Annotated in this window: 27 protein-coding genes; 8 read left to right on the top strand and 19 right to left on the bottom strand. The window is 39.2% G+C overall.

The features are described 5' to 3' along the window. Complete coding sequence (locus tag JOC54_RS17775) at nucleotides 1-561, bottom strand: TlpA family protein disulfide reductase (protein WP_204467941.1); 561 nt, start codon at nucleotides 559-561, stop codon at nucleotides 1-3. Between the two features lie 47 nt (nucleotides 562-608). Here JOC54_RS17775 and JOC54_RS17780 point away from each other — a divergent pair, with 47 nt between their 5' ends. Next, entirely contained in the window at nucleotides 609-773 is a 165-nt protein-coding gene (locus JOC54_RS17780) for a hypothetical protein (RefSeq protein WP_158332289.1), read from the top strand. A gap of 122 nt (nucleotides 774-895) precedes the next feature. Continuing rightward, nucleotides 896-1,885, top strand: coding sequence for a tryptophan--tRNA ligase (gene trpS / locus JOC54_RS17785; RefSeq protein ID WP_204467943.1), 990 nt, complete (start codon nucleotides 896-898; stop codon nucleotides 1,883-1,885). Between the two features lie 66 nt (nucleotides 1,886-1,951). Here trpS and JOC54_RS17790 read toward each other — a convergent pair whose 3' ends face one another. The 4 genes from JOC54_RS17790 to JOC54_RS17800 all read right to left on the bottom strand — a co-directional run bounded on the left by JOC54_RS17790 (nucleotide 1,952) and on the right by JOC54_RS17800 (nucleotide 4,394). Continuing rightward, on the bottom strand, nucleotides 1,952-2,452 hold the full coding sequence (locus tag JOC54_RS17790; protein WP_035441873.1) for a MarR family winged helix-turn-helix transcriptional regulator: 501 nt from the start codon (nucleotides 2,450-2,452) through the stop codon (nucleotides 1,952-1,954). Between the two features lie 57 nt (nucleotides 2,453-2,509). After that, nucleotides 2,510-2,638, bottom strand: coding sequence for a hypothetical protein (locus tag JOC54_RS23255; protein WP_275582726.1), 129 nt, complete (start codon nucleotides 2,636-2,638; stop codon nucleotides 2,510-2,512). A 123-nt stretch (nucleotides 2,639-2,761) separates the two neighbouring features. Continuing rightward, nucleotides 2,762-3,508 (bottom strand): YjbA family protein, encoded by a 747-nt coding sequence (locus tag JOC54_RS17795; RefSeq protein ID WP_204467945.1) that lies wholly within the window; start codon nucleotides 3,506-3,508, stop codon nucleotides 2,762-2,764. Nucleotides 3,509-3,569: 61 nt separating this feature from the next. Further along, the gene (locus tag JOC54_RS17800) at nucleotides 3,570-4,394 is read right to left on the bottom strand and encodes a DUF2268 domain-containing putative Zn-dependent protease (protein ID WP_204467947.1); all 825 of its coding nucleotides are present in this window, start codon (nucleotides 4,392-4,394) and stop codon (nucleotides 3,570-3,572) included. A 79-nt stretch (nucleotides 4,395-4,473) separates the two neighbouring features. Here JOC54_RS17800 and JOC54_RS17805 point away from each other — a divergent pair, with 79 nt between their 5' ends. Both JOC54_RS17805 and coaA read left to right on the top strand, forming a co-directional pair. Next, nucleotides 4,474-5,226 (top strand): GTP pyrophosphokinase, encoded by a 753-nt coding sequence (locus JOC54_RS17805; RefSeq protein ID WP_035441869.1) that lies wholly within the window; start codon nucleotides 4,474-4,476, stop codon nucleotides 5,224-5,226. A gap of 116 nt (nucleotides 5,227-5,342) precedes the next feature. Next, complete coding sequence (gene coaA / locus JOC54_RS17810) at nucleotides 5,343-6,293, top strand: type I pantothenate kinase (protein ID WP_035420038.1); 951 nt, start codon at nucleotides 5,343-5,345, stop codon at nucleotides 6,291-6,293. A 40-nt stretch (nucleotides 6,294-6,333) separates the two neighbouring features. Here the strand turns inward: coaA and JOC54_RS17815 are convergent, their stop codons facing one another. Beyond that, nucleotides 6,334-6,978, bottom strand: coding sequence for a CAP domain-containing protein (locus tag JOC54_RS17815; protein WP_204467949.1), 645 nt, complete (start codon nucleotides 6,976-6,978; stop codon nucleotides 6,334-6,336). 408 nt (nucleotides 6,979-7,386) lie between these two features. On the opposite strand from JOC54_RS17815, the gene JOC54_RS17820 reads away from it, so the two are divergent. From JOC54_RS17820 to JOC54_RS17830, 3 genes are all read left to right on the top strand, one after another. Further along, entirely contained in the window at nucleotides 7,387-7,980 is a 594-nt protein-coding gene (locus tag JOC54_RS17820) for a cell wall hydrolase (RefSeq protein WP_035420037.1), read from the top strand. Nucleotides 7,981-8,070: 90 nt separating this feature from the next. Continuing rightward, the gene (locus tag JOC54_RS17825; protein WP_204467951.1) at nucleotides 8,071-8,523 is read left to right on the top strand and encodes a hypothetical protein; all 453 of its coding nucleotides are present in this window, start codon (nucleotides 8,071-8,073) and stop codon (nucleotides 8,521-8,523) included. A gap of 71 nt (nucleotides 8,524-8,594) precedes the next feature. Continuing rightward, nucleotides 8,595-11,039, top strand: a complete 2,445-nt coding sequence (locus JOC54_RS17830; protein WP_204467953.1) for a CBS domain-containing protein — start codon at nucleotides 8,595-8,597, stop codon at nucleotides 11,037-11,039. Between the two features lie 60 nt (nucleotides 11,040-11,099). Here the strand turns inward: JOC54_RS17830 and JOC54_RS17835 are convergent, their stop codons facing one another. The 5 genes from JOC54_RS17835 to JOC54_RS17855 form a co-directional block, all read right to left on the bottom strand. Further along, the gene (locus JOC54_RS17835; protein WP_204467956.1) at nucleotides 11,100-12,392 is read right to left on the bottom strand and encodes an acetyl-CoA hydrolase/transferase family protein; all 1,293 of its coding nucleotides are present in this window, start codon (nucleotides 12,390-12,392) and stop codon (nucleotides 11,100-11,102) included. 128 nt (nucleotides 12,393-12,520) lie between these two features. Then, entirely contained in the window at nucleotides 12,521-13,762 is a 1,242-nt protein-coding gene (fabF, locus tag JOC54_RS17840; RefSeq protein ID WP_204467958.1) for a beta-ketoacyl-ACP synthase II, read from the bottom strand. Nucleotides 13,763-13,811: 49 nt separating this feature from the next. Continuing rightward, complete coding sequence (locus JOC54_RS17845) at nucleotides 13,812-14,747, bottom strand: beta-ketoacyl-ACP synthase III (protein WP_054793143.1); 936 nt, start codon at nucleotides 14,745-14,747, stop codon at nucleotides 13,812-13,814. Between the two features lie 140 nt (nucleotides 14,748-14,887). After that, nucleotides 14,888-15,211 (bottom strand): hypothetical protein, encoded by a 324-nt coding sequence (locus JOC54_RS17850; protein ID WP_204467960.1) that lies wholly within the window; start codon nucleotides 15,209-15,211, stop codon nucleotides 14,888-14,890. Continuing rightward, the gene (locus tag JOC54_RS17855) at nucleotides 15,208-15,390 is read right to left on the bottom strand and encodes a ComZ family protein (protein WP_035420024.1); all 183 of its coding nucleotides are present in this window, start codon (nucleotides 15,388-15,390) and stop codon (nucleotides 15,208-15,210) included. Before JOC54_RS17855 ends, JOC54_RS17850 begins: the two co-directional genes overlap by 4 nt. Nucleotides 15,391-15,534: 144 nt before the next feature. Here JOC54_RS17855 and JOC54_RS17860 point away from each other — a divergent pair, with 144 nt between their 5' ends. After that, entirely contained in the window at nucleotides 15,535-17,139 is a 1,605-nt protein-coding gene (locus JOC54_RS17860; protein ID WP_204467962.1) for a peptide chain release factor 3, read from the top strand. A 30-nt stretch (nucleotides 17,140-17,169) separates the two neighbouring features. Here the strand turns inward: JOC54_RS17860 and JOC54_RS17865 are convergent, their stop codons facing one another. The 8 genes from JOC54_RS17865 to JOC54_RS17900 all read right to left on the bottom strand — a co-directional run bounded on the left by JOC54_RS17865 (nucleotide 17,170) and on the right by JOC54_RS17900 (nucleotide 25,695). Beyond that, on the bottom strand, nucleotides 17,170-17,913 hold the full coding sequence (locus JOC54_RS17865; RefSeq protein ID WP_204467965.1) for an STAS domain-containing protein: 744 nt from the start codon (nucleotides 17,911-17,913) through the stop codon (nucleotides 17,170-17,172). Beyond that, entirely contained in the window at nucleotides 17,903-18,559 is a 657-nt protein-coding gene (locus tag JOC54_RS17870) for a cobalamin B12-binding domain-containing protein (protein WP_204467967.1), read from the bottom strand. Before JOC54_RS17870 ends, JOC54_RS17865 begins: the two co-directional genes overlap by 11 nt. 107 nt (nucleotides 18,560-18,666) lie before the next feature. Continuing rightward, nucleotides 18,667-19,449: an NAD-dependent epimerase/dehydratase family protein gene (locus tag JOC54_RS17875; RefSeq protein ID WP_204467969.1), complete on the bottom strand. Its 783-nt coding sequence runs from the start codon at nucleotides 19,447-19,449 to the stop codon at nucleotides 18,667-18,669. A gap of 30 nt (nucleotides 19,450-19,479) precedes the next feature. Further along, a complete protein-coding gene (locus JOC54_RS17880; protein ID WP_204467971.1) occupies nucleotides 19,480-20,175 on the bottom strand; it encodes an alpha/beta fold hydrolase domain-containing protein in 696 nt (231 codons plus the stop codon). A gap of 137 nt (nucleotides 20,176-20,312) precedes the next feature. Next, nucleotides 20,313-20,492 carry a YjzC family protein gene (locus JOC54_RS17885; RefSeq protein ID WP_054793151.1) on the bottom strand — a complete coding sequence of 60 codons (180 nt, stop codon included), beginning with the start codon at nucleotides 20,490-20,492 and terminating at the stop codon, nucleotides 20,313-20,315. A gap of 37 nt (nucleotides 20,493-20,529) precedes the next feature. Next, complete coding sequence (gene argF / locus JOC54_RS17890; RefSeq protein ID WP_204467973.1) at nucleotides 20,530-21,483, bottom strand: ornithine carbamoyltransferase; 954 nt, start codon at nucleotides 21,481-21,483, stop codon at nucleotides 20,530-20,532. Beyond that, on the bottom strand, nucleotides 21,465-24,623 hold the full coding sequence (gene carB / locus JOC54_RS17895; protein WP_204467976.1) for a carbamoyl-phosphate synthase (glutamine-hydrolyzing) large subunit: 3,159 nt from the start codon (nucleotides 24,621-24,623) through the stop codon (nucleotides 21,465-21,467). The genes argF and carB overlap by 19 nt, the downstream gene beginning before the upstream one ends. Further along, a complete protein-coding gene (locus tag JOC54_RS17900; RefSeq protein ID WP_204467978.1) occupies nucleotides 24,616-25,695 on the bottom strand; it encodes a carbamoyl phosphate synthase small subunit in 1,080 nt (359 codons plus the stop codon). The genes carB and JOC54_RS17900 overlap by 8 nt, the downstream gene beginning before the upstream one ends. Between the last annotated feature and the right edge of the window lie 31 nt (nucleotides 25,696-25,726).

The following is a 25,726-nucleotide window of genomic DNA, read 5'->3' on the forward strand; positions in this document are numbered from 1 at the left end:
TTAACGAGCTTCCGTTACGATTTCCTCATAATCTTGTTGACTCAATGGACCATTAATCCGTTTCAAAATAATTCCTTCTTTATTAATGAGCAAAGTTGTGGGAACACCGAATAATTGATACATGTCTTGTACAAGACCCTGTTCGTCCAATAAGGGATCAAATGGGGCTTTGTAATGCGTTAAAAAAGGTTGTATTTGACTGATTCCTTGTTCAGAACTTGTTAAATTAACAGCAACAAAACGATTTCCTTGAGCTGTTAATTCATTATACAAATCAACAATTATTGGCATCTCTTCCTGGCACGGGTAGCACCATGTTGCAAAAAAATGAACAACTGTGATTTGAGCTTCACCTACTTGAAAGCTTTTTTCTTCTCCTTGCAAGGTTTTTAACTGGAATTCAGGAGCCCGTTGCGCCACATAAACACCCTCTTCTATTTGTGCATTTACCTGTACACCAACGTGCTTGTAAACCGATTCTGTGTGATAGTGAAACCATCCCGCAAGAACCACAGCAAAAAGAACGGTCAAAGTTAGCACCATTTTCTTAAAAAAAGTCATTCACTTCACCTGCCTTCTTTAAAAAGTTTAAGGAGACTGATCTCGTCATGAAAAAACTTGAATTCTCTCAATTGATTGCTTGCACCGTATTTTTGCTGTTTGTTGTTTTTTTACAAGACATTCCCTATTCAATTCTCTGGTTTTCTTTACTGTTAGGAATAAATATTGCTTTATTTGTTATTCGTAAAAAGAAACAAAAACAATCTACTTAAATGTATGTATGGACAACTTCTTTTACGACAGCTAAATAAGTTGACTCTAGTCGTCCATTTGTTGCATTTGAACGGAATCTGCATTACGATTACGTGATAGAAACTTTACAGGAGTTGAATGTATGCAAACCGTATTTTCTGGAATTCAACCTAGTGGGACATTAACACTTGGGAATTATTTAGGCGCACTTAAACATTTTTCCTCAATGCAGGATGATTATAGCTGTTATTTTTGTATTGTTGATCAGCACGCAATTACGGTTCCACAGGATCGTTTGAAACTGAGAGAAAACATTCGTAGTTTAGCCGCCCTATATATCGCTTCAGGTATTGATCCGAAGAAATCAACGTTATTTATTCAATCTGAAGTCCCTGCACATGCGCAGCTAGGATGGATGATGCAGTGTGTTTCTTACATAGGTGAACTTGAACGAATGACGCAATTCAAAGATAAATCAAGCGGAAAAGATGGGGTTTCTGCCTCGCTTTTGACTTACCCACCATTAATGGCTGCAGATATTCTACTTTATCAAACGTCACTTGTTCCAGTTGGTGAAGATCAAAAACAGCATTTGGAATTAACCCGTAATTTAGCTGAACGATTTAATCAAAAATACGGTGAAGTATTCACTGTTCCAGATGTTCAAATTCCTAAAGTCGGTGCTCGAATTATGTCTCTTAATGACCCGACTAAGAAAATGAGCAAATCAAATCCTCAACCTAAAAGCTATATTTCATTATTAGATGAGCCAAAGACAATTGAAAAGAAAATAAAGAGTGCCGTAACTGATTCAGACGGGACGATTCGTTTTGATAGCAAAGAAAAGCCAGCTGTATCGAATTTACTCTCGATTTTTTCTCTTTGTACAGATGAAACAATTGAAACGATCGAAGCTAGATATGTTCATTCAGGATATGGTCCATTCAAGGCTGATCTCGCACAAGCCGTTATTGATACTCTTTCGCCAATCCAAGAACGTTACTACGAACTCATCCAATCAAGTGAGCTGGATGAGATTCTTGATAGAGGTGCAGAAAAAGCAACTAGTAGCGCGAGTAAGACACTTAAAAAGGCAGAGAATGCAATGGGGCTTGGCCGAAAAAAAAGATAAAAAAGCAAAAACACCTTTCGTTCGAATCAAGTTAATCGATTCATACGAAAGGTGTTTTTTACTATTTCACTCACGGTGCTTCGTTTCATTCACCCGAATAAGAGGACTATGTTGTTTTAGCCGATCCCTTACCTTGCTTAATAATAAATTAAATTGATTAATTTCATTTACGTCGAGATCAGAAAACAACCCTTCAAAATATGCAAGTATCTCATCATTATATGCATTCATTTTTTGTTTACCAGCTTCAGATAAGCAGACATATTTAACGCGATTATCTTGCTGGTCTTCTTGAAATTCTATTAACTGCTTCATCTGAAGTTTTTTTAATCGATTTGAAACGGCACTTTTATGTGTTCCTTGAAAAGTAGCTATTTCTGTCGATGTTAAAGGACCTGACAAATCGATTAAAATAAGAACTGCTAATTGCTCTTGAGATAAATGACTAAATTCGTGAGTTAACTCTTCAGAAACAATTTGTTGACTGTAAAAAAAGACATCTTTAAACACATCCATTGCTTGTAAAAACGGCTTACTCAATCCATACACATCCTTTATAGAAGCCATTTATTTCTACTCCTACTCAAGAAAAAAAGGCTTCCACTCGGAACCCTTTATCTCTTTTTAATAGCCGTTTTGCTTTTTCAGTACTTTTCCCACGAAAAAAGAAAAACCTAACGTACCCACAAGTAAAACAACCGTAAAAATTTGCATGACGAGATGCGCAAAACCATCCATTGTATCCGCGTCCATAGTGATAACCTCCTTTTCACTTTATTTTTCATTATAAAAGAAAGCGCTTTGCATGTAAATACAACTACCTTTAGACTGTACAAAATAAAAACCTGCCATTCTTTTGGCAGGTTCCTTCTTTGCTTATTTTACTCGTTCAGGATGCTCTAGCTCCCACAACTTTTCATAAAACGAATGCCCTTTTACCATCGCCTCACACAACGCATAGTGATCAGGACTCCATCCCTTTTTCACCCCATCAATTAAGTAATTCCAGACATCCTCTCGCTCAGTATTCCTCAACTTCTCATATGCAAGCGGGTTCCATTCTGTACACCAATATTTTAACTCTGCGTCAGAAGCACTAGAATGTAGTTGGTCAAGAACCATGAATAAAAGCTGTTTTAATTGTCGTTCTTTTCTCGTTAACCCTTGTAAGTCGGCAGGACTTAACGAAAGCATGTGATATTCCTTTTCTGTAGGTTTTCTTTCTAAATCAAATTGCTCTATTTCTTGATCAACCAGAGCCTCATAAATAAGTTGCTCTTGCCTCGGCGTCATTCGACTTTTTCGTATAGGTGTTTTGTAACCCATTGTGTCTACAGCTAAAATTCGTTCGCCATCGCAGACAATAAAGCAGTAATCAAGCTGAATTCTCGACATATTTTTACGAAGGTAGCTTTTTTGATGAACAGATTCTAATAATGCCTCAGGTAAATCCAGCAGCTGATCTTCAATATACGAAAACAGTTGACTTGAAGCCTTTATTAACTTGACTTGATCCAACACTTCAACACGATCTTCACTTCTCCACTCATGAAATTCGCATACGTTATACCCGTTCTCTTCACCTTCAAACCAATTAACCCACACATCTCGCATCATAACCATAATTTTAACTGCCTCCTTACTTGTTTGCTCTTGAAAACAGTATGGTCATGTGGTTTTAATCTTAAACACGCTTTTCTTCCCCTAAACCCCATTTATATATTTTCTCTGCTGGTGTTGTTAATAACTCTTGAGTATTTGTTTGTAATCGTTCAGCAGCACGAGTACAAAGTAAATATCCGTAGTAATAACCTAACATCGGTGGGATGTTTTTTTTTGAATGTCCATACAGAATATCCTTGTAATTCTTTCTACCCGTTTGCATTAACCGCTCTGTTATAAATCGTTCCTCCCATATTTTTTTCCACGTCTCCTTATAAAGTTCAGTCCAAGGTGCACAATACCGTTCCCCTAATTCTTCTTGCACCCCTAACTCTGCCAAACCTTCCATGATTATAGATTCTAGAAAAGTAATCGTATTCTCTTTTTCATTTGTATGCGTCAGTCTACAAACGTGATGATATTCATGCGTTAGCAATGCAAGTAAATCGAATCTTTCTATATCACTTTGAATAAATAACACAATTCCATCTGCGAAGCTTAAGCCCATTTTCCCTCCTACATTTGCTAGTTCACGCGCTTTCTTTTTACTTGCGAGAAGCAAATAGACAGGCACATTCGGACCATTCCATCGTTTCTTTAAATAAAGAAAATGTTCATTTGCATAACTCCAGTAATCCTGCTCGATGATCATCTTTACATCTTCTATATCATCAGGTGTAAACATACCGTTCCTATTTAAATAATTGGCTAATTCACCGTCTGATGGGTAAGAAAAAAGAGCTTGAAGTGGACTAATAAATAGTTTCAAATACAGCTCTCTATTTGCTTGATTTTTCCCATACTGGATATACCTCTCCATCCATTTATTTGTTTGAATCAACGCCATTTATTTCACCTCTTTGTTCAAATCGTTTATTTGACTTTACGGCAAAGGAACAGCACAATATAGCTGAGGTGAGCCATCAATGGATAAATCATTACATACGTACAATGCTCTTAAACAGTTAAAACAGTCTCTTACTGAGTTTATGATGATGTATAAATTTGCGCTTGACGAAATTGAAACGCGAATGTCCATTCTTCAGGAAGAATTTGAATTACTTCATGAATACAGCCCAATCGAGCATATAAAAACTCGATTGAAATCACCAGAAAGTATTTTCGACAAGGTGATGCGAAAAAAGTTAAATGCAAATTTAGCATCGATTAAAACCCATATTCAAGATATAGCCGGACTTCGAATTACATGTTCTTTCATATCCGATATTTACAAATTAGAAGAGATGTTACGGCAACAAACGGATATGAAAGTATTAGAAGTAAAAGATTACATTAAGACCCCTAAAGAAAATGGTTACCGAAGTTTACATTTAATCGTTGAAGTACCTGTTTATACGTCACAAAAACGTGAAAATGTTTGTGTTGAAATTCAAATTAGAACAATAGCGATGGATTTTTGGGCAAGCTTAGAACATAAGATTTTTTATAAATACGAAAAAAGTATTCCTGTTCACTTAACAAATGAGCTTGCTATTGCTGCTCAGACCGCTGCAGAACTTGATGCAAAAATGGAAAACTTACAGGTTGAAGTTCAAGAAGTAAAAGAACAACAGCTTACCAAAACCGATTCGAAATGGCAGCAGCTTCAGATGAACAATCAATCGTTTGCAATCCCACAAAAATTGTTAGAGCAGTTGCAAGACTTATCGGATTCTTAATTAACCCGCTCATTTTTACCGTCTAATTCATGTTCAATCGAATTGGCTTGCTTACTGTACCATACCGTGCTACTCTCAATTACGAATGCAACACGTTTGAAGCAAAGGAGATCTATATGACAACGGATGAACTTACAAGAAGTTTAGATGCGTTTACCCCTTTTTTTCGGAAAGACTGGGCAAAGCTCAGTAAAGGGATTAGTTCGACCTTATCTAAAGAAGAACGTAAAGAGCTTGAAGGTATTTATGAAACGATTTCTGAATCAGAAGTAAATGACATCTATCTCCCATTATCGGAGCTCTTATTTAAACGAATGACACATAGTATGAATTTACACGATGATATGAACCATTTCTTACAAAAAGAACGAAAACGAGTTCCATTTATCATTGGAATCGCTGGCAGTGTTTCAGTTGGAAAAAGTACAACAGCCCGTTTAATCCAAGCACTCGCAACTAGATGGCCTGGTAATCCAACCGTATCACTCGTGACAACTGATGGGTTTCTTTACCCAAATGAAGTGTTAGAAGAACGTGGCTTAATGAAGCGTAAAGGCTTTCCAGAAAGCTATGATATTCGTCAATTACTCGCTTTTTTAACTGATTTAAAATCTGGCGTTTCCACCGTGGAAGCTCCTGTGTATTCACATCTAACATATAATATTGAACAAGATCATAAGCAAGAAGTTCACGCTCCAGATGTGGTTATTGTTGAAGGAATTAACGTCCTCCAAGTTAACAAGAAAGGCAAAAGGATGCCTCATGTTTTTGTATCCGACTTCTTTGACTATAGTATTTACGTTGATGCTGAAGAAGAAAATATTTTAGAGTGGTATATAGAGCGTTTTCATTTATTACGAAACACCGCTTTTCAGAACCCAAATTCCTATTTCCACCGTTATCGAGACTTGAATGATCAAGAAGCATCGGAAATGGCTACGTCCATTTGGCGCTCAATCAACGGGGTTAACCTAGAAAAAAATATTAAACCAACGCGATTACGAGCAGATTTGATTTTAACAAAAGGGGAAAACCACCGAGTCGAACAAATTCAGCTACGGAAATAGAAAAACCGACTGCCTAAGGCAGTCGGTTTTTCTATTTTACTTATCCTTTAAAAAGCTGTACAAACATTTTTCCGTAAGGTCCGCCGTCGACGACACCAATACCCACTTCGCTGTAATTATTGCTTAAAATGTTTTCTCTATGTCCTTGTGAGTTCATAAGCGATGTATGAGCACTTTCTACTGTCTGGTTGCCCGCTAAATTTTCACCAGCAGTTTGATAAGTCACTCCAAAATGATCCATCATTTGGAACGGTGAACCGTATGTTGGAGATTCGTGGGCAAAGTATTGGTTATCAATCATATCCTGTGCTTTTACACGTGCTACTTCTGTTAATTCGTCATTAACCGTTAGAGGCGCTAGTCCAGCTTGTTCTCTTTCTTGATTAACAAGATCAACCATCTGTTGCTCATCTGCAGATACATCAGCTGGTTCTGCTTGAACTTCTTCTGCTCCATTTTCTTCTGCCTCAGTTTCAGCCTCTTCTTCCGTTGGATTTACATACTCATAATCCTCTTGAATGGGCTCTTGGGCACCTTCATTGAATGAAGGTTTTTCTATTTGAAAGCAATCGTAATTAAATACCGGTTGCATATGTTTTTGACCATTTGACGCTTCTGCCTGGTCTCCTTGTCCTATTCCTATAAGTACAACTGCTGCAAACGTTGTTGCTGCTAATTTTTTCATTGTTATCCTCCTACACCACTGTGCGTGTTTTTGAATTGCATACTCTCGCTTGAGGTACAAACACATCCTAGCACAGCATATACGAGCTTTAAATGGAAAAAAAATCATCCGTATCCAGCTTGTTATCTTTTGTAATATACGATTCCACGTTCTTATAGCGTAATTGATTGCTTCATACCTTAATCAAGTGAACTGGAAATTAGCGTTGATTTGTTACACAATTGTAAAAACAGGTCGTTCGGTTACAGAACAGTAACAATACCTTGTCAACTTCATAGCAACAGCATTTAACACAACCAGCATACGAATTGGAAAACATTCACTAGTTCATTAGAGCAACTCCTTTGTTAAAGTATACAGGTGTGGATTTACCATACTCGCTATTACATTTTAATAAGGAGTGATTAAATGATTCTTAAATCATTATTTTTATTCTCTGTTTTTATAGGTATAAGTATGTTTTCTCAAAACAGTGCCGAGAGTAAGGCCTTAAAACATCCTGTTCAACAAAACGATTCACTATTTACATTAAGTGAGCGATATGGAGTAAGTGCAGATTCTATTAAAAGAATGAACAATATCAATTCAAACGTGATTGAAGTTGGTCAAACATTAACAATTCCAGCAGCAGTTACTTCGGAAGAGCGAGAGCTACTTGCTCAACTCGTACACGCTGAAGCCAAAGGTGAGTCCTATGCAGGTAAAGTAGCTGTAGCGACCGTAGTGTTAAATCGGGTTGATCATGCAGATTATCCAGATACGGTTTCTGAAGTGATCTATCAAGTAACACCATCTGGTCATTACGCATTCTCACCTGTACTTGATGGTGCGATTCATACTGTACCTGATGGAGAAGCTCGTAAAGCCGTTAATGAAGCCATTTCTGCACGAGGCCAAGGACAACAATCGCTTTATTTCTATAATCCCGCGACTGCTACAAGTGGTTGGGTAGCAACACGTGAACAAACCATCGTCATTGGTAATCATGTATTCGCTAAATAAAAAAAATGAGCACATCACGACCTTCGTGATGTGCTTCTTTGGTTAATTTTTCATAAAATAGGGTAATAGCCTATTAAGGAGGCGAGAGAGATGGTTAGATCATTACGCTATGACCGTATTGTTGAATCGTCTATCCATGCTAGGGTGCAACCGACTCATATTGGAACAGTTGACCGAGTATCTCGACCAGTACGTACTCAAGCTACAAGAGCACATGTTTCAGAAAATGACCTTATTGCATATGGATATGCCCTTACTAAAGAGAATCGGATACTTAAATCTCAGCCGAAGAACGAGGCCAACGACCATCCATTAACTGCTTTTAAGCGTCTATCTATTCACAGTAAAACAGCACCACTTTATAATTATATAACCGGAAAATTCCCTTCTATATTCCACTCTTCCAACCATGAAGATACCAGACAAACAATCATTGAACCAGACAAATTAAAACAACTTGGATCTACACTTCATTTAAATCAGCGTTCTGACGCACTAATAGAACAACCTTTAAAAGGACTTGCAATTGATCATTACGGTTAAAAAGCAGCGGCTAAAACCGCTGCTTTTTTGCTATACTGTAATAAGAGAAGTCAGCGGAAAGGAGTACTACCTTGGAAATCATTCTTAGTCATCAGAATCTTGATTTTGATGGTCTCGCATCAATTGTAGCAGCAAAAAAGCTAAATCCGTCAGCTGTTGCAGCAATTGCTTTCACACAGTCTCCAGATGTTCAAGCCTACTTAGATCTTTATATCGATTCTTTTCCTCTCGTCAATTATAAGCAAGTAAATTGGGAAACCGTGAAATCGATTCTATTTGTAGATACTTCCTCTACAAAACGAGCGGGTATTGATCATCTTGTGCATAAAGACGTACATATGGAATATTTGGATCATCATACACAAGCTGAAGCAGGAGCTAACATAACCTTATTTGTTTCAAAACTAAGATCGAAAAATATTGATATTTCTCCGATGGAAGCGACATTATTTGGGTTAGGTTTATATTCAGATACAGGCTGCTTTTCCTTTCCAACTACACATGCAGCTGATTTACAGGCCGCTGCTTATTTACTTGAAAAAGGAATGGATTTGACGATTGTTACATCATACTTGCATCAACCTGTTGCTAAAAACCCGCTTTTTAAACCCTTACTCTCAGCACTTAAAGTGAAAACAATCAACGGTCAGTCCATTGGGATTTCAACTTGCGTCCACCCAACTTATGTAGCTGGTGTCTCTGCTGTTGTAGAAGAGCTCCATTCTTTGTACCAATTAGATGCAACCATTATTTGCTGCCAGCTAAGTAAGCACACCTATATTATTGGGAGAGCACGTCCGTCCGTAATTGATTTAAACCAACTCTTTGCTTTGTTTGAAGGTGGTGGACATCCTCAAGCAGCGTCTGCACAAATTAAAAATCAACAGCTCGATATTGTGTATCAACAGTTACAGACCGCTTTACCTAATCACATTATTAGTGATCCACTCGTTACAACAATTATGACTTGGCCCGTTCAAACTGTTTACGATACAGACTTGATTGAAGAAGCATGGACACAATTACTTAAGAATGGTCATAGTTCCTTTCCTGTAGTAGATGAATTACAAACAATGGTTGGTATCATTAGCAAAGCTGATCTTATCAAAGCGAAACAACTGGGGCACGAGCATTCTCCGATAAAAGCGGTAATGAAAACGAAAGTAATCACACTCACTCAAACCGATACGATTAAAATGGCACATGAAAAATTAGCCTATCATCACATAGGTCGACTACCTGTTATAGATGAAAAGAACAAAGTAGTTGGTATTGTAACCCGTACGAACTTAATTCAACAATCCTTTTTTGAACCGTCACTTGTTCCTCCAACCACAATAGAAGCATATTTCGGTTCAACCTACCAACTGCTTAAATCAATTGGTTTCATAGCAGATGAATTAAGACAGTCCGTATTTTTAGTAGGTGGTGTCGTTCGAGATCTCTTTATGCAAAAGAAACATACTGATTTAGACTTGACGGTTGAAGGAGATGCCATTGCCTTTGCAGAAGAACTAGCTGTTCGTTTTGGAGGATCAGTGAAGGCCTACCATTCTTTTTTTTCAGCGACTTGGAGCACTCCCTCCGGAAAAGAAATTGATGTTGCCTCATGTCGAAAAGAGTATTATAAGTCACCTGGGGCACTCCCTGACGTTCATAAGACATCCATTTACGAGGACTTAGCAAGACGGGATTTCACAATTAATGCAGTCGCCCTTTTTATAAACCAATCACGTTTTGGTGAGCTTGTTGACCTATACAACGGTCAAGAGGATATCAACAGTAGGCATATTCGTATCTTACATCCGCTTAGTTTTGTCGAAGATCCTACACGAATCTTTCGAGCCGTTCGCTTTTCACTTCGACTAGCATTTACGCTTGATTTGAATACAAGAAAAGCAGCTAAAGCTGTAGGCAGCGCAATTAAGCAAATCAGTCCGCAACGAGTGCTACAAGAACTAACGAAATATGAAAATGAGGACATGTTGTTGGCGGGTTTCCAAGCATTAGAAGATCTCGACGTATGGCATTCACTCTTTCAAAAGCGCTTAACAGCGAAAGCGACTCAATTCATGCAATCGTTAGAGAAGCATCACTTAAAAACAGCTCCTTACTTTCTTTTAGCGTTCGCTTATAAAACCAACTGTCTCAATGAAGTCTCACGCTTCTTTATAACAAAAAAAGATCAACAACTCTTAAAAGAAATCAATGCAATAATTGAACATCATTACACAGCTGACTCGCTCAACCAAATGCATCTTATATTTAAGACTTTTTCAGACGACGCCCTGCTTTTTTATGGTTTAGCTAATTCAGCTGAGAAAAAGTTGATTATAAGTTACTTAGAAAAACGGTCCCATTTAGATCCACTATTAACTGGAAACGATTTAATTGAGCTCGGCTACCAACCAGGCCCGCACTTCTCAGAGTGGTTAGTGGACATAGAAGGAATGCAGTTAGAGGGGCAAATCCGCTCAAAAGAAGATGCGATCGCTTGGCTAAACAGTTTAACTTGAATGAAAAAAGCAACCTTTGAAACAAGGCTGCTTTTTTCGTTTTTATAAAATATTCTTTTTTTACTTAGGTGGTAGTAAAGCTGCAGAGCGCGCATCTTCTTCCAACTGTTCACGAAAATCAGGATGGGCAATCGCAATGAGTGCCTTCGCTCGCTCATGAACCGTTTTTCCTCTAAGCTTTGCAACACCAAATTCTGTCACAACATAATCAACATCATTTTTAGACGTAGTCACAACGGCACCAGCCGACAATTTCGGAACAATCTTGGAGATTGCTCCACCCTTTGCGCTTGCATGCAAACAAATTATGCCTTTCGCTTCCTTGTTCATTCTTGCACCAATGCCAAAATCAGCCTGTCCACCTGTAGATGAATAATACGATCCTGAAACCGTTTCCGCATTGCATTGTCCATATAAATCAACTTCAATTGCTGCGTTAATTGTCACGAGCTTCGGGATAGCAGCTAATTTTCTACTATCATTTGTATCTTTTACCGGCATCATTTTTATGAGCGGGTTTTCGTTCATAAATGAATATAAACGATTACTACCGTATGCAAATGTTGCTGTTAAGCAACCGGGAGCAAAGACGTTGTTTTGATTTGTAACGGCACCACTTTCCATTAAATCAACAATTTTATCTGGAATCATTTCTGTATGAACGGTTAATTCTTTATGTTCATGTAAATCATCCATAATTGCATTTGGGATTGAGCCAAAGCCAATCTGAATGGTAGAGCCGTCTTCTATTAAGTCTGCACAAAGACGTCCAATCTTTTTGTCTGCTGGTCGGAGTGGGATATCCGGCGTTGTAGGCAACGGACGATTTGTTTCGATAAATCCTTCAACATCTTTAAGATGAATGAGGTTTTCACCATCTGTAAAAGGCATCTGCTCGTTTACTTCAGCAATAATTTTAGCGCCGTTCTCAATTACTGTCATCGTGTAATCAGCGTTTGTACCTAAAGAGAAATAACCCTCTTCATTCATCTTTGATGTTTGAATCATAATAGTTGGTTCGCGCAATATCTCTTCAAGAATATGCGGGACATCGGAGAAATGATTCGGCAGCAAATCAATTTTTCCTGCTTGGAAAGCAACACGCTCATGGCCAGTTAAGAACATTGATACAATTTGTAAGCGCTCCTTTTCAATATCTAAAACGGGCCCTAATGAAAGCATCTGAAACAAGCGGTTTCCTTTTAAACCTTGATGTTCTGGTAACGTTTCAACCAATGTCCGTGGTTCTCCTACAGCAATAGGAACAACAATATCCGTCTCTGGTTTTATTTGATTAATTAATTTAAAAGCGGTTTCAACTTTCTTTTTTTCATAAAGCGCGGTTACTTCCATTTGACTCTCCCCTTAATATGAAATAAACAGAGTATCTATCTATTCTGAGCGATCGCTCAGTTATGTATTCAGTATACTATAAAAAGCTGCTTCCCTGATAAAGAATTATCAAGAAAACAGCTTTCTTTTTAGTCATTCCATTTTTTGAATACAAGTGAAGCATTATGACCACCGAAGCCTAATGAATTGCTTAACACAGCGTCAACATTCATCTTACGGGCCTCATTTGGTACATAGTCCAAATCACAAGCCGGATCTGGATTTTCCAGATTTACTGTTGGAGGAACAACGCCTTCTTTAATAGCCTTCACTGCAAAAATCGCTTCAACAGCACCAGCAGCACCAAGTAAATGACCCGTCATTGATTTGGTTGAACTAATGGCAACTTGATAAGCATGGTCCCCAAATACCGTTTTAATGGCATTTGTTTCATAGGAATCGTTTAGCTCTGTACTTGTTCCATGGGCATTAATGTAGCTGATCTCTTCGGGAGCTAACCCAGCATCAGATACGGCAGCCTGCATGGCACGTGCGCCACCCTCGCCTCCTGGTGCTGGTGCTGTCACATGGTGGGCATCTCCCGTTGAACCAAAACCAGCAATTTCGGCATAAATTGAAGCCCCTCTTGCTTTCGCTGACTCTAAGCTTTCAAGGATTAAAATACCAGCACCTTCACCGATTACGAAACCACTACGGTCCACATCAAATGGTCTGGAGGCTGTTTCAGGGTTATCTGACGTTGTAACAGCTTTCGCTGAACAAAATCCAGCAACTGCCATGTTTGTAATTGGTGCCTCACTGCCACCAGCAATCATGGCATCCGCATCTCCACGCTGAATCACTTTAAATGCATCACCAATCGAATTGGAACCTGATGCACAAGCTGTTACAGAGCATGAATTCGGTCCTTTGGCACCTGTATAAATGGAAACCTGTCCACTCGCCATATCCGGAATCATCATTGGCACAAAGAAAGGACTGACGCGTCGCTGACCTTTTTCCAAAAACATCCGGAATTGTGATTCATACGTCTCCATACCACCAATCCCAGAACCGATCCAGACGCCGGTACGCGTTGCATTCTCTTCCGTGATTGTAAAATTCGCATCTTTCAGCGCTTCTTTCGCAGCTACAACCGCAAACTGAGTGAAACGATCCATTTTCCTCGCTTCTTTTCTTTCAATATGTTCAGAAGGATCAAACTCTCTTATTTCAGCAGCTACTTTCATTGGAAAGGCATCTGCATCCAACCGAGTTAAATAGCCAACTCCTGACTTTCCTGCAATTGCAGATTCCCATGTGGTTGCCGCATCATTTCCTAGTGGCGTAACTGCGCCAATTCCCGTAACAACAACTCGTCGCTTTTCCACTGATTTATTCTCTCCTTTATTTAGCTAGCATTCTTTTCTGCATCTTTCATTATCGGCCCCAACGAATTGCAAGTGAGCCCCATACTAAACCTGCTCCGAATCCCACTAAAACAAGTAAATCTCCATCTTTAATCTTACCATTTTCAAGCTCTTCTACCATCGCCATTGGAATTGAGGCAGAGGAGGTGTTTCCATATTTATTTACCGTGACCGACATTTTTTCTTCGGGTAGCTCTAACCGTTCCCGTGATGCTTCCATAATTCGAATATTTGCTTGATGAGGGATAAGGAAATCAACATCTTCTTTGTCCAAGCCCGCTTTATTCAAGACGCGAATAGAAGCATCACCCATTTGTCTAACAGCAAATTTAAATACTTCTCTGCCATTCATCTCTAAGAAATCTTTACTTTTATTTATGTGTTTACCACCAGATCCATCCGAGCCTAGATCAAATGCTAGTATGCCACGATCCTGCGAAACTTCTCCAACAACACAAGCACCAGCACCATCGCCAAACAAGACAGCTGTGTTTCGATCACTCATATCCGTAATTTTTGTAAGCTTCTCTACACCAACTACTAGGACATGCTTATATGCACCTGTCTCAATAAATTGTTGAGCGGTTGCTACACCGTAAATAAACCCAGCACAGGCTGCACTAATATCCATTGCCGCTGCGTTGGTTGCACCTAAGCGATGCTGTATCATTGAAGAAACGCTTGGAAACGCCATATCAGGTGTTACCGTTGCAACTAAAATTAAATCAATCTCCTCTGCTCGTACATCAGCAGATTCGAGTGCTTTTAACGAAGCATGATAGGCCATATCTGATGTTTCCGTATCTTCAGCAAATCGACGTTCCTCTATTCCAGTTCTAGTACGAATCCATTCATCAGACGTATCTAAGAACTGCTCAAACTCTTTATTTGTTACACGTTTAGATGGAACATAGCGTCCAATTCCCAGCATCCCTGCTTTAGCCATGGCTTAATCCCCTTCCACTTTAACACAATTCAAAAGAATTAGTACCTGATACTAATATTAGCAAACAACTGCTTTTTTTGTCCAGTACTTTTACAGTTTGCGGCTCTAATGGAATAAGGGAACTTCCAACAAAAAAAGCGCTAATCTCGTTGACCCATTTCGTTCATTAGAGCATGAAACCATTCTTCTATCGTAGCAATTGCTTTTTCTTCTTCCTTGTCACTCGGTTCTATCGCTTTTAACGATTCGTAGGTTTCCAAAAATCCATCAATGTCTCCCTGTTTAAATTGCGCAATCGCATAATAAGAAAATAAGCGAACGGGGGTTGAACCAGCTTCCTTCATTAAAACGACATAAGGTTTTAATTGTTCATATCCTGATTGGTAGTCCCCTTGCTTAATTAGTCCAATTCCTTCCTGTATACGTTGAGCAAATGCTTTCATTTTTGCGGATGAGTCACTCATGGCGATTCTTTTTTCCCAAGTTCATATGCTTCATCCATCACGCGAACAAGCAAGGCTAGCATAGGTTGAATATCCTCTAGATTCATTTCAATACCTTTACCTTCAAAAAACGCTTTTGCTTCTGGGACGTGCTTCATCGCAATTTGCATAAATTCCATGTTTTTATCTTGATTAGTCATTTAATTTTCGCTCCTTTTATGGTTTTCCTGTTTAACTTAACCGAACAACTTTCCTGTGGCAAGTGAATTGATTTATGTCTACTGATGAAACCATGGTTAATTCTTGTTATAATAGAAAAATCGATGTTGGAAATGAGGATGAAAATGAAACAGACGTTAAAAGATCAAATTGAATCACGGCGTACATTTGCGATTATTTCACACCCTGATGCAGGAAAAACAACGCTAACTGAAAAGCTGCTCTTATTTGGTGGTGCTATTCGCGAGGCCGGTACTGTTAAGGGTAGAAAGAACGCCAAGCACGCTGTAAGTGATTGGATGGATATTGAAAAGCAGCGTGGAATCTCAGTTACAAGTTCAGTTCTTGAATTTTTATACAATGATTTCCATGTGAATATTCTTGATACACCTGGTCACGAAGATTTCTCGGAAGATACGTATCGTACGCTAACCGCAGCAGATTCAGCCGCAATGCTTATTGATGCTGCAAAAGGGGTTGAAGCACAAACAAAGAAACTATTCAAAGTTTGTAAACTTCGTGGTATTCCAATCTTCACCTTTATAAATAAATTAGACAGACAAGGAAGAGACCCTTTTGATCTAATGGAGGAACTAGAAAACCTTCTAGGAATTCGCTCCTATCCAATGGGTTGGCCAATTGGCATGGGGCAATCGTTTAAAGCTGTTTATGATCGACTTGAGAAAAGGCTTGAATTGTATAATCCTAATAATCCTAAGGATATTGATATTATTCAACTTACCGGTCCAGATGATCCTAAACTAGATGAAGCCATCAAAGACGAGCAATTAGTTGCTCAGTTTAGAGAAGAATTAGAGCTTTTAGATGTTGCTGGTGATGAATACGATAAAGAAAGAATCGATAAAGGCGATTTAACACCAATCTTCTTTGGGTCAGCCATCTCAAGTTTTGGTGTACAAACATTTTTAGAGCATTTCCTCAAACTTTCACCACCACCGACCACAAGAGAAAGTTCAATTGGTCCAATTGATCCGATGGAACGGGAAAGTTTTTCTGGATTTATATTTAAAGTTCAAGCAAACATGAATGCAAAACATCGAGATCGCGTCGCTTTCTTACGGATTACCTCTGGAACATTCTCACGGGGAATGAGCGTCAAACATGTACGCACGAATAAGCCACTTAAGCTCTCGCAACCAACACAGTTTTTAGCGCAAAATCGAAGCATTGTAGATGAAGCATATGCAGGGGACATTATTGGTCTGTTTGATACAGGTGCTTTTCGAATTGGTGATACGCTTGTTGAAGGAGATTCCTTTGAATTTAGTGAGATGCCGCACTTTTCTCCAGAGCATTTTGCAGCAATTACTGTAAAAGAGGCTTTAAAACATAAATCATATGAAAAAGGGTTACAACAACTGACTGAAGAAGGCGCAATACAGCTTTTTCGAACATACAATAAATATGTTGAGCAGCAAATTGTTGGAGTTGTAGGCGTCCTTCAATTTGAAGTGCTAGAACACCGGTTAAAAGGCGAATACAATGTTGATATTCAAATGGAACGTCAACCGTTTTCATTTGCTCGCTGGATTGATGGTGACGAAACTGTTTTAAAAACATTCAAGGAAAAACAACGCAACTTAGTTACAGATAAAGAGAATCGAATCGTTGCCCTATTTGAAAATGAATTTCAGATGCGTACAGCCAAAGATAAATACCCTGAACTGCAGTTCTATGAAAATTCGTTTTATCAAAAAACCGTCGATTAACACAAAAACCAACCTGTTTAGGTTGGTTTTTTACATATGTTTACGTAGAACGTCTGCTAAGCTCCCATTAAATTCAGCTCTTTTTTTCAAATCATTTCCTTGTAAAAACAAGGCATGTTCTGGTTTCAATCCAATTAACCTAATTTGAATCCCCATAATTTGCAATGCTTGTACAAGTCGTAAGAGCGCTTTTAAACCTTGCTCCGTTACGCTGCCTACTCCAGAGAAGTCAAAAAACAAATAGTCATAATCTGCTTTATGTACCTTACTTGAAATAACACCTTGGTTCATCAAAATTAGATATTCATCTAATTCCCCGTAAAAAGGTACATAAGCCAGCTCTGCAGAGATTGTTATAAAGGGAGCTGACAAACGTTTCACTCGATCCAGCGTATCTTCCAACTCTTCTTTTTTCTCCAGTAACTCGAAATCTGTTTTTGCTAAGCGCTGGCTCTGTTTATTCACTTGCTGAATCAACTCTTGCAAACTGCCATCCTGCTCAATACAAACGACATGAGCACTCATTCCAACCCAATTGATATGCATCGTGAATAATACAAACGGGGAATGAATCGTGCTCATATTCGCTTCAATCTTTCCATTTCTTCTTGTTTCTAAATACTGTTGTACCTTATTTGTACTTCCTACATCGAGTAGTTCCATAAACGAGTTTGTACGCTTAAAAGATTGACTAGCTATTATAGACTGATTTACAATCACGTATTTTTCATTTAGTTCGAAATAAGGCACAGGTAAATGATTACTAGCGGACATCCGCACTCACCTCTACTTGACTTTGTTGCCACTGCTGCAGTTCGCTTAAATTCTTGATAAGAATTGTTTGTTCCGTACATAATGGTCGGAGATCGTACATTGATACGAGTCTTCCCCCTATTAGTAGGGTTGGTTTATGTGGCAATTTTTCCAACGTATTCACATATAAGTCTAACCCTCGGGCATGGTATGGGATGGAAACAGACAAGGCAATCGCATCAGGTTGCCACTTCTCACCCATTAATTCTGCTTGTTCAAGAGGTACACTTGCGCCAAGCAGACGCGTGGTCCAGCCATGTTCCTCAAGCAGGCACGCACACATTTTAACTCCTAGATCATGTTGTTCTTGATCAAGGCAAAGCAACATCATCGTCTTTCCATTTTTAGGCTTGCTCCATTTGCGCATATAATGATGGTACCTTGTTAGGACAAAATTGCATGTTGACGTGGCCAAGTGTTCTTCAGCAATTGTTACTTTATTTTGTTCCCAGAGGAAACCAATCTGTGTCATTGCCTTTGTAAAGACATTTTCATAGAGAGAGATACTATTAAATCCTGCTTCAGACAGTCGACAGACGCAGTCCCAAGCCGCATCTTCGTCACCAGCGAGTAAAGCTTCTACAAAAATGGATTGTGCATTCTTCATTGTCTGTCAGACCTCCTTTGGTTAAAATTCCTAAGAAATACAGTGTTTCTCTTAGACTAAAGCTTTTAACGATCGAACGCAAGTGCGACATCCGAACGATCGAAAGTCTACAAGAGATTCTGTCTTGACCACACTTTTTGTTGTTCTTGATAATGAGCTATGCCTTCTTTTAGTGAAAATTTCGGAGAAAACCCGATCAGTTCCTGTGCCTTATCATTTGTTAATCCTTCTTGAGCCTTGAGGCTATTGCGGTTACCCCACGGTTGCTTTAATCCACTACCTATGTGAAACTCAATTACTCCTTGCTTCACTGTCATCGCTTTTACCACTGCTTCCGTTACATCTTCAATATAAATAAGGTCTAGCATTGATTCAGTCCGGTTTCTTATTTGATGATAGCTCACCACTTCACCGCTCACATTAATATCCAAATCTAGTTTATGGTGCACGCCATATACGGTTGGTAACCGCATCGTCACTAACGTCCACTCTTCCTCCAAGGCTTTTTCACGAACGATTTCTTCTACTGCCTTCATCTCTAATCCATATTCAGTCATAGGATTTGCAAAAATATCTGTTGTAGAAATAAATAGAAGAAAGTCATCTTTTTGAAGCTGGGTTAAAAAAGAGTGAAGGTCCTCTTGATTCTTATTGTCCGCAGTATAAATGAAATTGGAACAAGACTTATTTACTGATACATCGCGAATGTTTTCACGAATAAATGTATAATGAGCATGTCTTCCCATGCTCATTTCAATATTTACCTGATCCTCTTCGTAATTCGTATCCATGCGATCAATAATGGTTACCCCATACCCCTCATGCAAAAAGCGCATTGCCATATGTGAACCAAGGAAGCCTAGACCTCCAATTATTGTTAGCTGCTTCATTGTAGAACCACCCCTTATACATACACATTATTAATCCATATGAAACTGTTGGTAATAAAATGAAAGCTGATCGCTTAATTCATTTGTTAAGGAAGTTTCCGTTAAAAAATAATAATCAACAAACTGGGTGGAAGAAAGATGAGATACATTTGCAAAACCATCTTTTAACTGCCTGAAAACGCGCATAGGCGGAACTGGCGCTTTCTTTTTTCTTTTTGAAGACTGATCTAATTGAATGAGCTGTTTCAGATCCACTTTGCCTTCTAATTGAAACGCTTGTTTTACTTCTTTTTCCATCCTCTTCTTTGCTAGATCATTTAATTGTCGTTCTTTATAACAGGATTCAAGGGTGAAGAAAGGTTTTATAAAGGAAGCTGCACGAATGTCTATTTCATCATCTTCCATTAATCGTTTCGCAATAAGTCCACCAGAGCCTTCTGAGAGAAGAAATATTCGTTTATTGACCGTTTCTTGTTTAAGAAATAACTGGACAAGTTGCTTTGCATGGTTGACTGCATTGGGAGAACCCCAATGTGCTTGTAATAACGATGACGAAAAAACCGTATATCCTTGCTCTACTAGATGATTCGTCAACTGCTGCGATTCTCGCTCTGTTAACATACTTAAATCAAATAAAACGAAGACCGCAAATCCATTTGGTTTTTCTGGTATTGAATAACTGTTTTTACAACCATTTAAATCGATGTATCGGACGTAGACCGGCATTGTCGATCGCTCCTGCTATTTTAAATGTTCTCTACTAGCTTATGTTTTGTTATGGAAAAACGAGATAAAGAAATATGTAAATACAAAAAAAAACGAACGCATCGTTTTGAGGGATGCGTTCGTTTTTTTATTCTATTTTATGGTTTTCTTTTTGGCGTCCATTTACGATCATCATTCGTCGTTTCTGGAAAAACATCTCCGGCTTCTAAGTGAACCGATTTCGGTTCAGTTACCATACTACCCGTTTCACCAATCTCCACATAAATTCCATTGTTTGGCGCCTTTTGACCTGGCGTAAATTGACGGCTTTGACCCATATCCATCACTCCTTATGCCTGTAGATTCCCCAATAATCTACTTGTTATGTGAGATGACTTCAGATAAAATCGCTTTCTGAACATGAAGCCTGTTTTCAGCTTGATCGTACACAACGGAATGTGGTCCATCAATAATGCTTGCGCCAACTTCTTCACCACGATGAGCAGGTAAGCAATGGAGAAATAAATAATCAGCTTTCGCATGTTTCGCAAGATCTTCATTTATCTGATAACCAGCAAATGCTTTCTCTCGATTTAACTGCTCTTTTTCAAAGCCCATACTTGCCCATACATCTGTGTATAGAATATCTGCTCCTTTAGCTGCTTCTAGTGGATCATTACTTAACTGCAGCATTGCACCAGTTTCTTTTGCTGCAGCCGATGCACGCTTAAAAATATCTTGATCGACTTCATACCCTTTAGGACTTGCAATGGTTACATCCATTCCCGTTTTTGCACCTAATGCCAATAAAGAGTGGGCTACATTATTCCCATCACCAATATAGACAAGCTTATTCCCCTTTAATGTACCTTTATGTTCTAAAATCGTAAGGCCATCGGCGAGCGCTTGACAGGGATGAAAAGAATCCGTTAGCGCATTAATGACAGGCACAGATGCATGTTGAGCAAATTCAGCAACAGTTTCATGGGAATTCGTACGTATCATGATTGCATCAACATAACGCGACAAAACATTGGCCGTATCTTTTATCGGCTCTCCTCGCCCAATTTGCAGATCGCGAGGACTTAAAAACAAGGAGTGTCCGCCAAGCTGCGTCATTCCTACTTCAAATGAGACGCGCGTTCTTGTGGAGGCATTTTCAAAAATCATACCAAGGGATTTGCCTTTTAATGAATCGTTTGGATCTCCCTGCTTTTGTTCTTTTTTTAATTTTGAGGACACTGTTAGAAGATGCTCCATTTCTTCAGGTGAATAATCGAGCAACGTCAACATATGTTTGCCCGTTAAGTTTAGTTGTACACGTTGCATTCAATCTCCTCCAATGCGCTTAATGAATCTATGCTATGCCACTCCTCAATTGACTGGACAACTGTATGATTAGCGGTAAAGTACGACAGCATAGCTTGAATCGTTTCTTCCTCGGTTAATACCGTCAGCTGTTTTTCGAGTGCTTTCATTCGTTTGGGTAATCCCGTTGTCTTCCCAGGTTCATTCAGTACAATGAGAGCACGAGCTTCGTCACTCTCAATCCACTGTTCGAAGTTCTGCGTTACAATTTCAAATCCAATCTGTCTTAACTCTTGAATGATAGGACGTTCTATCTTTCCTGCAACAGAGTCGACAAAGATTGTACGTTTTTCTCCCGCCTCATACATCTTTGGCAATGTTTCAAATGGAGCACTAATTTTTGCAAGCGCAGCTTCAGGCGTTTTCCCAAACATTAAGAGCTCACCTGTAGACTTCATTTCCGCCCCTAACATTGGATCAAGTCCAGCTAGTTTTCCGTATGAAAATACAGGGGCCTTTGCTGCATAAAATGTTGATCGTATCGGTTCAAGCTTTAATGATGAAAGGGTAGCACCCAGTATTAATTTAGTTGCCATTTCAATTAAAGGTTGCCCAGCTACTTTTGCAAGTAATGGAACTGTTCTTGATGCACGTGGATTCACTTCAATGACATAGAACAGATCATCTTTTACAACAAATTGAATGTTAAAAACACCTTTAAAATTCATCTTAGATGCGATGCTTTTGGCAGCTTCCTCAAGCTTCATTAACATCTCATTTTTTAGACGGTGAGGAGGCGTAATTGCCATACTATCGCCTGAATGGACGCCAGCTTTTTCAACATGCTCAAACATTCCCGCTACAAAACTATGTTGACCATCGGTTAGCACATCCATATCGAGCTCTATTCCAGGAACATACTGATCCATTAACAAAGGAAATAGCCCTTCGAATTCATGTGTTTCCATATAGGCTACTAATTCTGCTTCATTAGAAACAATGGCCATACCTTGCCCACCGATGACATAAGACGGGCGTACAAGTACAGGATACTTTACAGATTTAGCTAAAAGCACCGCTTCTGCTTTGCTCTGCGCCATCTCACCTGGGATATGAGGAATCGCTAATTCATTTAAGAATTGATAAAAAGCTTGTCTTTCCTCAAGCTGATGTATCGCTGCGGAAGTAATACCTAATACAGGTAAACCAGCTTTTTCGAGCTGTTCCGTTACATTAATTCCGGTTTGCCCGCTTAAGCTGACGATAACCCCCGCTACTTTTTCCAAGTTTGCCACGGCTAAAATGTCTTCGGCTGTTAGCGGTTCGAAGTAAAGACGATCTGCTGTCATATAATCGGTACTGACTGTTTCCGGATTATTATTCATAATGATTGCTTCAAACCCTAATTTACGAACCGTCTTTGCTCCGTGCACAGAACAGTAATCAAATTCAATTCCTTGGCCGATTCGAATTGGACCTGATCCTATAATAAGTATTTTTGCTTTGTCCGTGGGGATCGCTTCATTTTCACCGAAATAACTTGAATAATAGTAAGGCGTTTGTGCTTGGAATTCCGCTGCGCATGTATCAACCATTTTGTAAGATGGGCTGATGTTCCATACTTGTCTCTTGTTAAATACGTCAGTCTCCAGTACATTCCACATACGACTCAAGGCTAAGTCTGAGAAGCCACTTCGCTTTAACTGCATCATTTTTTCTTGAGTTAATTCAAGGAAACTTATTTGTTCAGCTTCTTTTTCAAGCTCAATTAATTGCTTAAATTTGTTTAAAAAATAGAAATCGATCATTGTCTGTTCGTGAATGGCTTCTACATTCACGCCTCGGCTTAACAACTCAAACAAGATAAACAGTCGGTTATCATCTTTTTGCAATGCCCGGTTCCACAAATCTTCCGTTGACAAAGATGAAAACCGCTCTAAACGAAGCCCAACAATCCCAATTTCTAACGAACGTAGCGCCTTTTGCAGGGCAGCTTCAAACGAACGTTCAATTGCCATTACTTCTCCGGTTGCTTTCATTTGCGTCCCTAAACGGCGATCCGCCCCGAAGAATTTGTCAAACGGCCAGCGCGGAAACTTCACTATGCAATAATCAAGTGCAGGCTCAAAGCTAGCATACGTATGCCCAGTCACTGGATTCATTAACTCATTCAAATGATAACCAATCGATAATTTTGCTGCGATTCTAGCAATTGGATAACCTGTCGCTTTTGACGCGAGTGCAGACGATCGACTAACGCGTGGATTAACTTCAATCAAATAGTATTGATCGCTTTTTGTATCAAGTGCAAATTGAATGTTACAGCCACCCACAATTCCTAACGCGCGAATGATTTTAATGGAAGCAGAACGTAGCATCTGATAATTTCGATCTGTTAGTGTTTGAGAAGGAGCTACAACGATAGAGTCACCTGTATGAATACCAACGGGATCAATGTTCTCCATATTACAAATAGTGATGCATGTATCATTTTCATCACGCATGGCTTCATATTCAATCTCTTTGAAGCCTGCGATACTTTTCTCAACTAAACATTGTGTGATTGGGCTTTGCGCTAATCCACCACTGACAATTCGAATGAGATCGATTTCGTCGTTGGCAATGCCGCCTCCTGCACCGCCTAACGTATAAGCTGGTCGAATGATAATTGGAAAGCCTATCTCGTTGGCAAACTGTTTTGCTTCATCAACCGTGTGGACAATCTCGCTATCCGGTACAGGTTCATTTAGTTCATACATTAAGTCACGGAACAGCTCTCGGTCCTCGCCCTTCTTAATCGAAGCAATTGGGGTGCCAAGTAACTGCACATTGTATTTTTTTAAAACCCCTTGTTGATCCAGCTTCAACGCTAAATTTAAACCGGTTTGTCCGCCAAGCGTTGCAAGCATGCCGTCAGGTCGTTCTTTTTTTATAATCGCCGTAACGGTCTCTGCAGTTAGTGGTTCAAAATAAACAACATCCGCACAATCCTCATCCGTCATAACCGTAGCCGGATTAGGATTGATAAGAATAACTTTTATGCCTTCCTCTTTTAAAGCAAGGCAACCTTGTGTTCCTGAATAATCAAATTCCGCTGCTTGACCAATGACAATGGGTCCTGACCCAATGACTAATACGGTCTTAACATCATTTCTACGCATACTGATGATCTCTCCCTTTGCTGTGCACCATCGCAAAGAATTGAGCAAAAATGTCGACTGAATCCTGTGGACCAGGGCTCGCTTCTGGATGAAATTGAATACTTCTAATTGGTAAAGTTGCGTGTGTTAGCCCTTCTATACTACCATCGTTCACATTTTGATAACTGGCAGAAAAAGCAGTCGTTTGCAACGAACTTTCTTTTACAACATAACTATGATTTTGTGCCGTCATAAACACTCTTCCTGTTTGATGATCAACAACCGGTTGGTTCGCACCTCGGTGACCAAATACTAACTTTTCTGTGTCGCCACCAAACGCAAGCGCAAGTAACTGATGTCCTAAACATATTCCGAGAGTCGGATAGGCAGAAGCCATTGCTTTGATGTTTGGAAGCAACTCGTTCAGTTGCTTCGGATTACCTGGCCCGTTTGAAAGCAACATACCATCTAAATGATACGTATCCATTTTCGCTTTAGCTGTATCGTAAGGAAAAATGGTTACTTTAGCATTTCCTTTAACAAGTGAATCAATAATCGCTTGCTTACAACCAAAATCAATAATGCCAATATGGGGATGCCCTTGTTCATTTACTGTTTTAATTACATTTGTGCTAACGAGAGGAACGACCGCTTTTGTTGCTAATGCTGTCGTCTCCCTTACGGAAACACTTTCTGGCACAGTTGTCATAACCGCACGCATATCCCCGTGTTTACGAATTCTCTTAACGATGGCTCTCGTATCTACACCTGTTAAGTAGGGAATGTTCATTTGCTGAAGATACGCTGCAAGAGTACTTGTCATTGCACAGTGAGATGGATTGTCTTCCATTTCTGCAACAATCACCCCACTAACTTTAGGTCCATCACTTTCAAAATCAAATGGGTTAATGCCATAATTTCCAATTAGCGGATACGTGAACACAACAATTTGTCCGTAAAAGGAAGGATCACTTAAAACTTCTTGATATCCAGTCATTCCAGTGAAAAATACAATCTCACCTTCAGCTTCTTTTTCTCCATGCCATAACCCGTCGAATTGCTCTCCAGATTCTAAGACTACATAGCCCTTCATCCACTCACCACCTGCATATAATTATTCCTAA

Source organism: Shouchella xiaoxiensis (assembly GCF_016907895.1).
GTDB classification, from domain to species: domain Bacteria; phylum Bacillota; class Bacilli; order Bacillales; family Bacillaceae_D; genus Shouchella; species Shouchella xiaoxiensis.

Bases quoted from the DNA above. Each gene is read 5' to 3' on its own strand.
- JOC54_RS17815 (WP_204467949.1), bottom strand. From the start codon at position 6,978: ATGAAAAAATTAGCAGCAACAACGTTTGCAGCAGTTGTACTTATAGGA.
- carB (WP_204467976.1), bottom strand. From the start codon at position 24,623: ATGCGTAGAAATGATGTTAAGACCGTATTAGTCATTGGGTCAGGACCC.
- JOC54_RS17865 (WP_204467965.1), bottom strand. From the start codon at position 17,913: ATGTCCGCTAGTAATCATTTACCTGTGCCTTATTTCGAACTAAATGAA.
- JOC54_RS23255 (WP_275582726.1), bottom strand. From the start codon at position 2,638: ATGGACGCGGATACAATGGATGGTTTTGCGCATCTCGTCATGCAAATT.
- JOC54_RS17875 (WP_204467969.1), bottom strand. From the start codon at position 19,449: ATGAAGCAGCTAACAATAATTGGAGGTCTAGGCTTCCTTGGTTCACAT.
- JOC54_RS17860 (WP_204467962.1), top strand. From the start codon at position 15,535: ATGAAACAGACGTTAAAAGATCAAATTGAATCACGGCGTACATTTGCG.
- JOC54_RS17800 (WP_204467947.1), bottom strand. From the start codon at position 4,394: ATGGCGTTGATTCAAACAAATAAATGGATGGAGAGGTATATCCAGTAT.
- JOC54_RS17880 (WP_204467971.1), bottom strand. From the start codon at position 20,175: ATGCCGGTCTACGTCCGATACATCGATTTAAATGGTTGTAAAAACAGT.
- JOC54_RS17795 (WP_204467945.1), bottom strand. From the start codon at position 3,508: ATGGTTATGATGCGAGATGTGTGGGTTAATTGGTTTGAAGGTGAAGAG.
- JOC54_RS17870 (WP_204467967.1), bottom strand. From the start codon at position 18,559: ATGAAGAATGCACAATCCATTTTTGTAGAAGCTTTACTCGCTGGTGAC.
- JOC54_RS17885 (WP_054793151.1), bottom strand. From the start codon at position 20,492: ATGGGTCAAAGCCGTCAATTTACGCCAGGTCAAAAGGCGCCAAACAAT.
- argF (WP_204467973.1), bottom strand. From the start codon at position 21,483: ATGCAACGTGTACAACTAAACTTAACGGGCAAACATATGTTGACGTTG.
- JOC54_RS17850 (WP_204467960.1), bottom strand. From the start codon at position 15,211: ATGAGTGACTCATCCGCAAAAATGAAAGCATTTGCTCAACGTATACAG.
- JOC54_RS17805 (WP_035441869.1), top strand. From the start codon at position 4,474: ATGGATAAATCATTACATACGTACAATGCTCTTAAACAGTTAAAACAG.
- JOC54_RS17825 (WP_204467951.1), top strand. From the start codon at position 8,071: ATGGTTAGATCATTACGCTATGACCGTATTGTTGAATCGTCTATCCAT.
- JOC54_RS17845 (WP_054793143.1), bottom strand. From the start codon at position 14,747: ATGGCTAAAGCAGGGATGCTGGGAATTGGACGCTATGTTCCATCTAAA.
- JOC54_RS17855 (WP_035420024.1), bottom strand. From the start codon at position 15,390: ATGACTAATCAAGATAAAAACATGGAATTTATGCAAATTGCGATGAAG.
- JOC54_RS17835 (WP_204467956.1), bottom strand. From the start codon at position 12,392: ATGGAAGTAACCGCGCTTTATGAAAAAAAGAAAGTTGAAACCGCTTTT.
- JOC54_RS17780 (WP_158332289.1), top strand. From the start codon at position 609: ATGAAAAAACTTGAATTCTCTCAATTGATTGCTTGCACCGTATTTTTG.
- JOC54_RS17775 (WP_204467941.1), bottom strand. From the start codon at position 561: ATGACTTTTTTTAAGAAAATGGTGCTAACTTTGACCGTTCTTTTTGCT.
- trpS (WP_204467943.1), top strand. From the start codon at position 896: ATGCAAACCGTATTTTCTGGAATTCAACCTAGTGGGACATTAACACTT.
- coaA (WP_035420038.1), top strand. From the start codon at position 5,343: ATGACAACGGATGAACTTACAAGAAGTTTAGATGCGTTTACCCCTTTT.
- JOC54_RS17820 (WP_035420037.1), top strand. From the start codon at position 7,387: ATGATTCTTAAATCATTATTTTTATTCTCTGTTTTTATAGGTATAAGT.
- JOC54_RS17900 (WP_204467978.1), bottom strand. From the start codon at position 25,695: ATGAAGGGCTATGTAGTCTTAGAATCTGGAGAGCAATTCGACGGGTTA.
- JOC54_RS17790 (WP_035441873.1), bottom strand. From the start codon at position 2,452: ATGGCTTCTATAAAGGATGTGTATGGATTGAGTAAGCCGTTTTTACAA.